The organism is Streptomyces pseudovenezuelae (genome assembly GCF_001513955.1).
Taxonomy (GTDB): domain Bacteria; phylum Actinomycetota; class Actinomycetes; order Streptomycetales; family Streptomycetaceae; genus Streptomyces; species Streptomyces pseudovenezuelae.
Window position 1 is genome coordinate 751,572 of record NZ_KQ948146.1, and the last position, 12,570, is coordinate 764,141.

Below are 12,570 nucleotides of genomic sequence, written 5' to 3' on the forward strand. Positions count from 1 at the left end.
CCGGCGTCCCGGTTCTCAGCGGGCCATCGCCTCCACCAGGACGCTTCCCGAGGTCCGCGCCACCACGAACGACTCGCCCCGCACCGCCTTGGCGTCCAGCGCGATGCAGTGCCGGCCCGTTTCCAGGACGCCGTCGAAGACCTCCTGGGCGTGGGTGCGGTACAGCCGGTCGAGACGGTACGCCGTCAGGCGCACCCGGCACGGCGAGGTGACCTCGACGCCGGCCTCGCCGTCGGCGGCCACCAGACGGGTCAGCCGGCGCTGTTCGACCGGGCGGCGGTCCAGGGCGTGCTCTATCTGGGCCACGAGCAGCGGGACGATCGGGGCGAGGCCGTCGACGTAGGCCACGTCCACGCCCGCGCGTGCGAAGGAGCGGCGGACGGCGGCACGTTCCTCCTCGGTGACCGCGCGGCCGAAGGCCACGGCGCCGTAGCCGCGCAGTTCGTCGGCATGGACCTCGCCGACCTCGCGGGTGATGTCGGCGCCGATGCCGATGATGCGCAGGGCGGCGGCGAGTCTGGCGAGGACGGCGACGCGGGCGCCGATGAGCAGGACGCGGCGGCGGGGGCCCTCGGGCTCTCCGGCGCCCCGGAGCAGGGAGTCGAGCGCCGCGCGGTACTCGGCGCCCTGGAAGCGGAACGGCCCTATGCCGTGGTAGCCGTTGAGCTGGAGGTCCACGGCCTCCTCGGTCTGCCAGGCGAAGTCCCGCCAGATGACGTCGTCGCCGTCCCGCTCGATGACCGCGGTGACGGCACCGCAGCCGAGGTCCTCGCACTCGGGGCAGCCGTAGATGACATGACGGCCGTTCGGAAGCGGGGCCTCCGTCTCGCCCAGGAGACTGCGGACCTGGGCGGTGAAGATCGCGGGCGGGACGTCGGAGGCGAGGGGGGAGACGGCGTCGAGGTCGGAGAGCTGGAAGAGGAGCGGCCGGCCGTCGACGATGAAGTCCAGGAAGTCCCGGTGCACCTGGACGTCACCGTTGGCGAGGACTTCACCGGCACGCATCGCCGGTGCCAGGCCGAAGGTCGCGTATGCGGCAGACATGATGTGAGTATTCCCGGCTTTGGGCCGGTCTGAGCACGGCATGCGTCATTCCGCTCACGCCGGGCGGCGCGCTCGCTCGACAAGTGCCCCAAAGGGCACGAGGAGTTGGCGGCGCGGCCCGGCGCCGGCGGCGTACGCATGGTCGAAGGAGGACCGGTCGGAGAGGGTGTGACCTCGTCGTCCCGACGTGCGCCGTGCTCAGCTGTGGTCGTGGCCCAGCGGGTCGCCCTCCGTCTCGGTGCCGGGGCCCGGACCGATCTGGATCCCGAAGTCGCCGTCGTACTTCCGGTGGCCCTCGATCACGGCGAGTTCGACGGCCTCGGAGCCCATCTCGCCGCGCACGATCACCGGGTCCCGGCGCAGGTCGCGCATGAGGGCGACACACATGCCGATCATCACGAGGACGAAGGGCGCGGCGGCCAGGATCGTGAGGTTCTGCAGTCCGGTGAGCGCGTCGCCCTGGCCGCTGCCGACGAGCAGCATGATGGCGGCGACCGCTCCGGTCACCACACCCCAGAACACGACGACGAAACGGCCGGGTTCGAGGGCGCCCTTCTGGGAGAGCGTGCCCATCACGATGGACGCGGCGTCGGCTCCCGAGACGAAGAAGATGCCGACCAGGATCATCACGAGCAGGCTGGTGGCGGTGGCGAGGGGGAACTCCTGGAGCACGCCGAAGAGCTGGCCCTCCGGGGTCGACTCGCCGGCGAGCGCGCCGCCCTCCTTCAGCTTCATGGCCGTACCGCCGAAGATCGCGAACCAGACGAGGCTGACCGTGCTGGGCACCAGGATGACGCCGCCGACGAACTGCCGGATGGTGCGGCCGCGGCTGATGCGGGCGATGAACATGCCGACGAAGGGCGTCCAGGAGATCCACCAGGCCCAGTAGAAGACGGTCCAGCTGCCGAGCCAGTCCGCGACGCCCTTGCCGCCGCTGGCCTCGGTGCGCCCCGCGAGCTGGGGCAGGTCGCCGAGGTAGGAGAAGACCGAGGTGGGCAGCAGGTCGAGCACGATGATCGTGGGGCCGGCGATGAACACGAACACGGCGAGGATCAGGGCGAGCACCATGTTGGTGTTGGACAGCCACTGGATGCCGCGTTCGATGCCGGAGACGGCCGAGAGCACGAAGGCCAGGGTCAGCACGGCGATGATCGTGACCAGCAGTCCGGTGCTGACGTCGTCCATCCAGTTCAGTTCCTGGAAGCCGGAGCCGATCTGGAGGGCGCCGAGGCCGAGGGAGGCCGCGGAGCCGAAGACGGTGGCGATGATCGCGAGGATGTCGATCACGCGGCCCGCGGTGCCGTTCGCGTGCTTCTCCCCGATGAGCGGGGTGAACACGGCGCTGATGGTCTGGCGCCGGCGCTTACGGAAGGTGCTGTAGGCGATGCCCAGGCCGACCACCGCGTAGATCGCCCAGGGGTGCAGGGTCCAGTGGAAGAGGGTGGTGGCCATCGCCGTCTCCATGCGTTCACCGGAGTTGGCGGGATCGGTGCCCGGGGGCGGGGTCGTGTAGTGCGAGAGGGGCTCGCTGACGCCGTAGAACATCAGGCCGATGCCCATGCCGGCGCTGAACATCATCGCGACCCAGGAAACGGTCTTGAACTCGGGTTCCTCGCCCTCGGCGCCGAGGTGGATGCGGCCGTATCGGCTCATCGCGAGCCAGAGGGCGAACACCACGAAACACGATGCGGCCAGCATGAAGGCCCAGCCGCCGTTGTGGATCAGCCCGCCGAGCATGCTGGTGGAGACGTCCTCCAGCGAGTCCGTCGCCGCCCAGCCCCAGATCACGAAGGCCAGGGTGATGGCGGCGGTGACGCCGAACACCACCCGGTCGGTCCGGTGGCCGGGAATCCCCGCGGCGGGGTCTTCCCGGCCACCTCTCTGCTTCAGCTCTTCAGTCATCTGCGGCACCTTCCCCTGGGGCGGTGGATACGCCGGTTTTCACACAGTTCCCCAGGACCTACCACAGGTACCGCAGATTAGAACCGCTTCAACAGCCGGTGTCGGGCTCCACGACCGTCAGACGGCAGGGGGCGCGTGCGTCGAGCAGCGGAGACCAGGGCCGCCACGCTCGCGGTGACGGCTCGGATCATCGTGCTGCCTCCGGGACGCGGTGCGCGGTGCGCGGTGCCTGGACGCCGTCGAGTTCCGCCGCCCGATGGGGTACGGCGGTCCCGGCGCCCTTCGTCGCGTGCGCGAAGGCGGCGGCGCCGCCGACGAGCGGGACGCGGGCCGAGGTGCGGGCCAGGTCGATCGTCAGGGTGGGCCTGGTGGACGGGGGGTCGATGAGGTCCCTGTCGGTGCCCGCGACGATCAGGGCGAGGCGGTGGCCCGCCGGGACCACGTGGTCCGTGGCGCCGAGGTCGAGGGTGATGGTGTAGGCCTTGCCCGGGGTGAGCGGGACGCCCTTCCCGGCGTCGGCGTAGTTGCCGAGGTCCGCCCAGCCGCGGCTGACGACCGTGAGGTCGACCGCTGCGGTCCTGGCCTGCGTCTCCTTGAAGCAGCCGCTGTCCCCGGTGGTGCCGGCGCCCCAGCAGGTGCGGTTCGTGAGCGTGGCGATGCCCTCGCCACCGGCCGCGTAGTCGCGGATGGTGTCGGGGCCGAGGTCCACGAGTACGGCGGAGAGGTGGGCCGTGCCGGTGGTCGGGCTCGCCGTCACGGTGACCGTGGAGGAGCCGGACAGGCGGAGGTCCTTGGTGAGGGTGCCGGTGGTGAAGCCCGCCTTGTCGGGGGTCGGCGTGTCGATACGGGCGGCCCAGTCGGTCTCGCTGAGCGCCGGGTCGTCGGTGAAGGTCTCGGTGCCCTTGGCCTTGGTCAGGCCGAGGGTGCCCACGCCCGGCTGGGAGCCCTGCGCGGGGCGCAGCGTGGCCGCCGAAGTGCCGCGCGGGGGCCAGGACTTCGAGGTGGCCCACTGGTCGGGGTGGCGTTCGATGTCGGCCATGGGCTCGCGGTCGATGCCGTTGTCGTAGCCGAGGAGTTCGTGGTCGAACCAGCGGTGCAGGGTGTCGACCCACTCCGCGCGCCGGAAGTCGAACGGGTCGACGTGGCCGGTCTGGGAGAGCCAGATCTTGCGCTCGACGCCGTTCCTCGCGAGGGCGTCCCACCACGGACCGACGTGCTGGAGACGGACGTTGAGGTCCTGCATGCCGTGGACGAGGAAGACGCTGGCCTTGACCTTGCTCGCGTCCTTCACGTAGTCACGCTCGGTCCACAGCGGGGTCCGGTCGCCGGTGCGGGGCGCCTGGTCGACGAGCTTCCGCTGGACGGCGGCGCACTTGGCGCGGGCGTCGGGGCTGTCGACGTAGTCGGAGAGCCAGTCGGGGCCGGAGTCGTAGAGCGGGGCGCCCTTGGAGAAGTAGTAGTCGTACCAGGTGGAGATGGCGCTGATCGGGACGATGGTCTTCAGTCCCTTGACGCCGGTGGCGGCGACGCCGTTGGCGATGGTGCCGTCCCAGCTCTTGCCGATCATGCCGGTTCTGCCGTTGGTCCAGCCGGCCCGGCTCTTCTCGGTTCCGGTGCGGCTCGTGTAGGCCGTGGCCCGGCCGTTCAGCCAGTCGACCACCGCCTTCGCGGACTGGATGTCGGAGCGGCCGCCGACGTCCACGCAGCCGTCGGAGCGGTTGGTGCCGGCGAGGTCGACCCCGACGAAGGCGTAGCCGCGGGGCACGAAGTAGTTGTCGTAGAAGAGCGGCATCTGGACGACGCGGCCCTGGGCGTCGTAGGTCTTCAGCTGGCTCTCGTTGCCGCGTCCGCAGCAGGAGTAGTAGGGGCTGGCGTCCATGATGACCGGGACCTTGCGGCCCCGCTGGGCCGCTTCGCGGGGCCGGACGATGTCGACGGCGACGCGGTCTGACTTTCCGTCACCGTCGCCGTCGAGCCGGGTGTCCACCCAGACGGCCTCGCGGACGGCGTTGTCGTACGAGTAGATCGGTCGGCTCTCCCGCGGAGCTGACCAGGCCTGTGCCTGTGCCTGTGCCTGTGCGGTCGCGGGCGCGAGGAAGGTCGCCAGCAGGGCGGCGGTGGCCGCGGCGGCGGTCGCGAACGGTCTCCAGGTCGTGAAGCGCGTGCGTATCGACATGCGCGGACGGTACTGCGGTCAACTCCCGTACAAAAGAGGGCCCCTTGAGTCCGTGACGGCCGAATGGCGATCGTGTGACAGGGGTGGCCGTGGACACATCCAGCTCACAGGTGGTGAATAGGCTGCGAACAGACTTCGCGCCCCTACGACTTGGAGCTTTCGTGCACCGCAGACTCATCGCACCGGGCGCCCTCACGGCGGCCTCCCTGATGCTGGCGATCCCGGCGTCGGCGGCAAGCTTCTCCCCCGGCGCTCCGGGCATCGGCGACCCCTACTACCCGGACTACGGCAACGGCGGATACGACGTCTCCCACTACGACCTGCGGCTGAAGTACCAGCCGGCCACGGACGAGCTGGAGGGAACCGCCACTCTCCTGGCGCGCACCACACAGGATCTGTCCCGCTTCGATCTGGACTTTCTCCTCGACGTGAGCGAAGTGCGGGTCAACGGCGCGAAGGCGTCGTTCACCACCTCGGGCGAGCACGAACTGGAGATCACGCCGAAGTCGCCGCTGGCGAAGGGCACTTCGGTCACGGTGGTGGTCCGCTACAGCGGAGTGCCCTCGTCGAAGCAGGCGTACGGCTTCACGAGCTGGCACCGCACTCCGGACGGCGGGGTCGGGGCGAACGAGCCCGAGGCGGCCTGGTGGTGGTTCCCGAGCAACGACCACCCGCTCGACAAGGCCACCTACGACGTCTCGGTCCTGGTGCCGGACGGCAGCCAGGCCATCTCCAACGGCACACTCCAGTCGACGAGTTCCCGCCTGGGCTGGACCCGCTGGAACTGGCGCTCCGACAAGCCGCAGGCCACGTATCTCGCGACCCTGGCCGTCGGGAGGTTCGACCTCACGACCGGGACGACCGACGGCGGGATTCCGGTCGTCAACGCCTACAGCAAGGACCTCGGCGCCAACTACGGCGCGGCGCGGGCCAGCGTCGAGCGGACCGGGGAGATCGCCGACTGGCTGAGCGGCTGGTTCGGGCCGTATCCCTTCGACGCGCTCGGCGGCTATGTGCCGAACACCGACACCGGGTACGCGCTGGAGACGCAGACGCGGCCCTTCTACAGCCCGCGCCAGTTCGCGAACGGCTCCAACACCTCCGTGGTGGTGCACGAGTTGGCCCACCAGTGGTACGGCGACCTGGTGTCCGTGCGCGGCTGGAAGGACATCTGGATCAACGAGGGCTTCGCGCGGTACGCGCAGTGGCTGTGGTCCGAGCACGAGGACGAGGGGACCGCGCAGGAGCTCGCCGACTACGTGTACGCCTCGCATCCGGCCGACGACACGTTCTGGACGGTCAGGCCGGGTGACCCCGGCCCGGAGAACCAGTTCGACATCGCCGTCTACGACCGGGGCGCGCTGGCCCTGCAGGCGTTGCGGAACGAGATCGGTGACGAGGCGTTCTTCGTGGTGCTGAAGGGCTGGCCGCAGAAGCACGCGTACGGCAACGCCTCCGTCGCCGATTTCCAGAGGTACGCCGAGGAGGTGTCGGGGCAGCCACTGGCCGGGCTGTTCGACACCTGGCTGTTCCAGCCGTCGAAGCCGGGGGCACCCGCGGCGCGGGGTGCGGCGATCGCACGGGGCACGCAGGCGCCCGCGCGACCGAAGTCGTGGAAGGGGATCGCCGCGACGAACGACGTGCACGCCGGCTAGGGCACGGTGGGCGGACCGGGGCGGCCTGTTCTTCGACGCTCGTCGGCCACGCGGGCGAGGAGGGCGTCGCGGGTGATCGCGTCCGTCTCGGTCGACGGCACGGTGCAGGCGTGGGCTCCGGCCACCGCGCCGTACAGGGCGCACCGGTGCGGGGGCTCGCCGGTCAGCCGGCCGAAGAGGAAGGCGGCGGCGAAGGCGTCACCGGCTCCGTTGGAGTCGATCACGGGGGCGGGTGGGGTGACCGGTGGGATGTGGGTGAGCCGGTCGTCGGCAAGGAGGTACGCGCCCTCGGCGCCGGCGGTGGCGACGACCACCTCGGCACGGCCCCGGCCGGCGATGTCGCGCAGGGTGCGCTCGGGGTCGGTGAGGGCGGCGGCGGACAGGAAGACCACGTCGGCGGCGAGGGCGAACGGCTCGTGGTACGGGTTCTCGCCGTCCCAGTCGTGCAGGTCGGTGGAGAGGCCGGCGCCGGTCTCCCGGAGGAGCGGCAGGGCGTGGGCGCAGGGGTGGGTGATCGAGACGTGCACATGGCGGCTCGCCTCGGCCAGGGGCCGCAGGGTGTCCGGCGGGATGCGGTCGTCGGCGTGGGCCCGGCTGGTGTCGTACAGGGACAGGCGCCTGCCGTCCGGGCCGACGAGATTGACCGCCCGCTTGGTGCCGGCGGGCTGGGGTACGGCGGTGAGCGCGATGCCGCGGTCGCGGTGCAGGGCGCGGACCAGCTCGCCCTCGGGGTCGGCGCCGAGGAGGTCGAGGTGGTGGGTGTTCATTCCGAGGGCGCTCAGTCCTACGGCGACGAAGTCCCCGGTCTGTCCGGCGCGGGTGCGGATGCCGGAGTCGATCATGTAGCTGTCGGCGTAGGGCAGGGGCAGCTCGGGGACGTACACGATGGTGTCCACCCCGGCCCCGCCCAGCACGAGCACGTCGATGTCCCGGCTCACGTCAGTCCTCTCCCCGGTCGTGGACAGGACCGCTTTCCGCCGGCCGGCAGTGGGCGGCCGCGCAGTTCCCCGCGCCCCTCGCCGCCTGTCGGCACGATGTCGTACTTGATCTCCCCCATGACGCCACCGTAGAGGTCACCACTGACAGTGGCCCCCCGTCAGTCCGTGAAACCGCTCAGCTCGCTATCCGTTGTCCGTTCCACCCTGCGGCGGACGCCGTACCAGCCGCCGACCAGGAGTACCGCGATCACCGGGATGAGCAGGAGCGTCTTGCGGCCCACCTCGGGGTCGTTCCCCATCATGCCCAGACAGGCCAGGAGGAAGGCGATGGTGGTGATCTCGGTGGCCGGGCTGAACGGGAGCCGGAAGGAGGGGCGGGTGACCAGACCCGAGCGCGCGCGGCGGACGAAGACCAGGTGGCAGACCATGATGATCACCCAGGTGCTGATGACGCCGAGGGAGGCGACGTTCAGGACGATCTCGAAGGCCTGGCTCGGCATGAGGTAGTTCAGGACCACGCCGAGGACGCAGACGGCACAGGTGAGCAGGATGCCGCCGTAGGGCACCTGGCTGCGGTTCATCCGGGACGTGAACTTCGGGGCGGAGCCCGCCATCGCCATCGAGCGCAGGATGCGGCCCGTGGAGTACAGCCCGGAGTTCAGCGAGGACATGGCAGCCGTGAGGACGACCAGGTTCATGACGTCACCGGCCGCCGGGACCCCGATCTTCGACAGGACCGTGACGAAGGGGCTCTCGTCGGCCGAGTAGACCGAGCCCGGCAGGAGGAGGGCCAGGAGGACCACGGAGCCCACGTAGAACAGGCCCACCCGCCACATGATCGAGTTCACCGCGCGCGGGACGACCTTCTCCGGCTCGGCCGTCTCGCCCGCCGCGACACCGACCAGTTCGATTGCGGCGTACGCGAAGATCACGCCCTGCATGACGAGGACGACCGGCATCACGCCGTACGGGAGAAAGCCGCCGTTGTCGGTGATCACGCTCGGGCCGGGGGTGCCGCCGCCCACCTCGTGCCGGGTGGCCAGCAGGAAGATGCCGATCAGCATGAAGCCGATGAGCGTGGCCACCTTGATGATCGCAAACCAGAACTCCATCTCGCCGAAGATCTTCACCGAGATCAGGTTCACGGCGAGGACCACGGCCAGTGCGATCAGGGCCAGCGTCCACTGCGGGATGTCGGTGAACAGGCTCCAGTAGTGCGTGTAGAGCGCGATCGCGGTGATGTCGGCGATGCCGGTCGTCGACCAGTTCAGGAAGTACATCCAGCCGGCGACGTACGCGCCCTTCTCCCCGAGGAACTCGCGCGCGTACGAGACGAAGGAGCCCGAGGAAGGGCGGTAGAGGACCAGCTCGCCCAGGGCGCGGACGACGAAGAAGGCGAAGATTCCGCAGACCAGGTAGGCCAGCGCCAGAGCCGGGCCCGCGGTGTGCAGACGTCCTCCGGCGCCCAGGAAGAGGCCGGTGCCGATCGCGCCACCGATGGCGATCATGTTGACGTGGCGGGGCTTGAGGTCCTTGCTGTAGCCGGCGTCGCCCGCGTCGGCGGGCACCTGGGCCACGTCGGTGCGGGAGGCGGCCTGTGCCGAGTGCACGGCGTCCTTGCTCACGGTGGATCCACTCTCTGGTGCGCCCCGGCGGGTCCCGCTCGGGATGTCGGACGTGCGTCGGGCCGTACCCGCTGGTGAAAGGCACAGGCCGAGGAGTCGCCTGCCCCGGAAGCGTCCCCCCACGCGGTGGCGGTCGTCACAGCGCAGGCGGTGCGCACATGATCGGAAAGGGTCCGCCGATCGGGTGTCACAGCAGTGGTGAGACAGCGATACTGCTGCACATGACGACCGACCCCTCCCCCGCCGCCGAGGAGCCGTCCCTCACCGTCGACGAGCTGGCCGCGCGGGCGGGGGTCACGGTCCGCACCGTCCGCTTCTACGGCACGCGAGGGCTGCTGCCGCCGCCGGTGATCGGTCCGCGCCGGGTCGGCCGCTACGGCCGCGAGCACCTCGCGCGTCTCGCGCTGATCGAGGAGCTCCAGCACCAGGGGATGACGCTGGCGGCGATCGAGCGGTACATGCAGCAGCTGCCGGCCGAGCTGAGCGCCCACGACCTCGCGATCCACCGGGCGGTCGTGGCCTCCTGGGCCCCGGACGTCGTCGAGCGGGTGACACCCGGGGAACTCCGGCGGCGGGCGGGGCGGGCGCTGAGCGACGACGACCTGGAGCGGCTCGCCGCGATGGACGTCGTACGGCGGGACGGTGACGGTTACCGCGTCGACCTGGGCCTGCTGCGGCTCGGCGTCGCGCTGCTCGACGTCCCGCTGTCGCAGGAGGCGATCCTCGCCTCGCGGAAGGTGCTCATCGAGCACTCCCGGTCCGCCGCGCGCGAGTTGTCGCAGCTGTTCCGGGGCGAGGTGGCCCAACGTGACGCGCAGGACGTGAAGTCGCTGTCCGCGCACATGGAACCCCTGGTCGTGCAGGCCCTGTTGACGACCTTCCAGCGGTCCCTGAAGGAGGAACTGCGGGAGTGGACGTCACAGGTGGGTGGGGAGTCCTGAGCTGAGCCCCACCACCTCGAGCGCCGGGCGGGCTGCTTCGCCCGCCCGGCGTTCGCGGTGTCCGCCTCACTCGTCCCCGAACCGGCCTCCGTCCGCCGCCTTCTCGACCAGCAGCGCCGGAGGCGTGAAGCGCTCCCCGTACCGGTCCGCCAGTTCACGCGCGCGTGCCACGAAGCCGGGCAGGCCGCCCTCGTAGCCGTTGATGTACTGGAGGACGCCGCCCGTCCAGCCGGGGAAGCCGATGCCGAAGATCGAGCCGATGTTGGCGTCGGCGACCGAGGTCAGGACTCCCTCCTCCAGGAGCCTGACCGTGTCCAGGGCCTCGGCGAAGAGCATGCGTTCCTGCATGTCCTCGAAAGGCACCGTCTCGTCGGGGTTCTGCGCACCCGTGCGCGTGAAGTGTTCGCGCAGGCCGGGCCACAAGGAGGTGCGCCTCCCGTCGTCGCCGTAGTCGTAGAAGCCGCCGCCCCCGCTGCGGCCGGTGCGGCCGAACTCGTCGACCATGCGGTCGATGACGGCCTCCGCGGGGTGGGGCGTCCAGGTTCCGCCCGCCTCCTCCACCGCCTGCTTCGTCTCCTTGCGGATCTTGCGCGGGAGCGTCAGCGTCAGTTCGTCCATCAGGGAGAGGACCTTCGCCGGGTAGCCGGCCTGTGCCGCGGCCTGCTCGATCGACGCGGGCTCGATGCCCTCGCCGACCATCGCGACACCCTCGTTCAGGAACTGGCCGATCACGCGCGAGGTGAAGAAGCCGCGGGAGTCGTTCACCACGATCGGCGTCTTGTTGATCTGCCGCACCAGGTCGAAGGCCCTCGCCAGGGCCTCCTTGCCCGTGCGCTCGCCCTTGATGATCTCGACCAGCGGCATCTTGTCGACCGGCGAGAAGAAGTGCAGGCCGATGAAGTCGTCCTGGCGCTCCACGCCCTCGGCCAGCGCGGTGATCGGCAGGGTCGAGGTGTTGGAGCACAGCAGCGCGTCCGGCTCGACGATGTGCTCGATCTCCTGGAAGACCTTGTGCTTGAGCGCCGAGTCCTCGAAGACGGCCTCGATGACCGCGTCGCAGCCGGCCAGGTCCTGCGGGTCCGCCGTCGCGGTGATGCGGGCCAGCAGCGCGTCCGCCTTCTCCTGGGTCGTACGGCCTCGGGAGACCGCCTTCGCGCAGAGCTTCTCCGAGTAGGCCCTGCCCTTGGCCGCCGCCTGCGGGGACACGTCCTTGAGGACCACGTCGATGCCGGCGCGGGCGCAGGAGTACGCGATGCCCGCGCCCATCATCCCGGCGCCGAGCACGGCCACCTTGCGGACCTGGCGGGGCGGTACGCCCTTGGGGCGGTTCGCGCCGGAGTTCACCGCCTGGAGGTCGAAGAAGAACGCCTGGATCATGTTCTTCGAGGTCTGGCCCGCGGCCAGTTCGACGAAGTAGCGCGCCTCGATGACCTGCGCGGTCTCGAAGTCGACCTGGGCGCCTTCCACCGCGGCCGCGAGGATGCTGCGGGGGGCCGGGTAGGGCGCGCCGCCTGTCTGCTTGCGCAGGCTCGCCGGGAAGGCGGGCAGGTTCGCCGCGAACTTGGGGTTGGCGGGGGTGCCGCCGGGGATGCGGTAGCCCGGCTTGTCCCAGGGCTGCTGGGACTCGGGGTTGGCCTCGATGAACGCGCGGGCCTTGGCGAGGAGTTCGTCCTGTGTGACGGCCACGTCGTCGACCAGGCCGTGCTGCAGGGCGCGCTGGGGGGCGTACTGCGTGCCCTGGAGCAGGACCTTCAGGAGGGCGTCGGCGATGCCGAGCATGCGGACCGTACGGACGACTCCGCCGCCTCCGGGGAGCAGACCGAGGGTGACCTCGGGGCAGCCGATCTTGGAGCCGGGTGCGTCGAGGGCGACGCGGTGGTGGCAGGCCAGGGCGATCTCGTAACCGCCGCCCAGGGCCGCGCCGTTGATGGCGGCGACGACGGGCTTGCCGAGGGTCTCGATGCGGCGCAGGTTGCGCTTGATCGCGAGGCCGCCGTCGAAGAGGTCCTGCGCGGTCTCGGGGGTGACCCGGATCAGGTCGCGCAGGTCGCCGCCCGCGAAGAAGGTCTTCTTGGCGGAGGTGATGATGACACCGCGGATGGTGTCCTTCTCGGCCTCCAGGCGGTCGGTGATCACCGCGAGGGAGTCGCGGAAAGCCTGGTTCATGGTGTTGGCGGACTGGTCGGGGTCGTCGATGACGAGGGTGACGACGCCCGTGCGGTCCTGTTCCCAGCGGATGGTCGTGGACTGAGTGCTCATGTGGAAGTGCTCCGTGTGATCCGTCGTATC

8 protein-coding genes are annotated in these 12,570 nt (G+C 70.5%); 2 read left to right on the forward strand and 6 right to left on the reverse strand.

Annotated features, from left to right (window positions below; genetic code table 11):
• Nucleotides 1-15: 15 nt before the first annotated feature.
• From AQI94_RS15515 to AQI94_RS15525, 3 genes are all read right to left on the reverse strand, one after another.
• Nucleotides 16-1,044 (reverse strand): hypothetical protein, encoded by a 1,029-nt coding sequence (locus AQI94_RS15515; protein WP_031036737.1) that lies wholly within the window; start codon nt 1,042-1,044, stop codon nt 16-18.
• A gap of 198 nt (nt 1,045-1,242) precedes the next feature.
• The gene (locus AQI94_RS15520) at nt 1,243-2,946 is read right to left on the reverse strand and encodes a BCCT family transporter (protein ID WP_031036740.1); all 1,704 of its coding nucleotides are present in this window, start codon (nt 2,944-2,946) and stop codon (nt 1,243-1,245) included.
• A 187-nt stretch (nt 2,947-3,133) separates the two neighbouring features.
• Nucleotides 3,134-5,122 carry a Xaa-Pro dipeptidyl-peptidase gene (locus tag AQI94_RS15525; RefSeq protein WP_031036742.1) on the reverse strand — a complete coding sequence of 663 codons (1,989 nt, stop codon included), beginning with the start codon at nt 5,120-5,122 and terminating at the stop codon, nt 3,134-3,136.
• Nucleotides 5,123-5,283: 161 nt separating this feature from the next.
• On the opposite strand from AQI94_RS15525, the gene AQI94_RS15530 reads away from it, so the two are divergent.
• Nucleotides 5,284-6,777, forward strand: a complete 1,494-nt coding sequence (locus tag AQI94_RS15530) for a M1 family metallopeptidase (protein ID WP_031036745.1) — start codon at nt 5,284-5,286, stop codon at nt 6,775-6,777.
• Here the strand turns inward: AQI94_RS15530 and AQI94_RS15535 are convergent.
• Nucleotides 6,774-7,715, reverse strand: a complete 942-nt coding sequence (locus AQI94_RS15535; protein ID WP_078902564.1) for a PfkB family carbohydrate kinase — start codon at nt 7,713-7,715, stop codon at nt 6,774-6,776. The genes AQI94_RS15530 and AQI94_RS15535 overlap by 4 nt on opposite strands.
• A gap of 158 nt (nt 7,716-7,873) precedes the next feature.
• Nucleotides 7,874-9,340: an amino acid permease gene (locus tag AQI94_RS15540; protein WP_031036751.1), complete on the reverse strand. Its 1,467-nt coding sequence runs from the start codon at nt 9,338-9,340 to the stop codon at nt 7,874-7,876.
• Between the two features lie 221 nt (nt 9,341-9,561).
• On the opposite strand from AQI94_RS15540, the gene AQI94_RS15545 reads away from it, so the two are divergent.
• On the forward strand, nt 9,562-10,281 hold the full coding sequence (locus AQI94_RS15545; protein WP_031036755.1) for a MerR family transcriptional regulator: 720 nt from the start codon (nt 9,562-9,564) through the stop codon (nt 10,279-10,281).
• A 66-nt stretch (nt 10,282-10,347) separates the two neighbouring features.
• Here AQI94_RS15545 and AQI94_RS15550 read toward each other — a convergent pair whose 3' ends face one another.
• On the reverse strand, nt 10,348-12,540 hold the full coding sequence (locus AQI94_RS15550; RefSeq protein WP_031036758.1) for a 3-hydroxyacyl-CoA dehydrogenase NAD-binding domain-containing protein: 2,193 nt from the start codon (nt 12,538-12,540) through the stop codon (nt 10,348-10,350).
• Nucleotides 12,541-12,570: the final 30 nt, after the last annotated feature.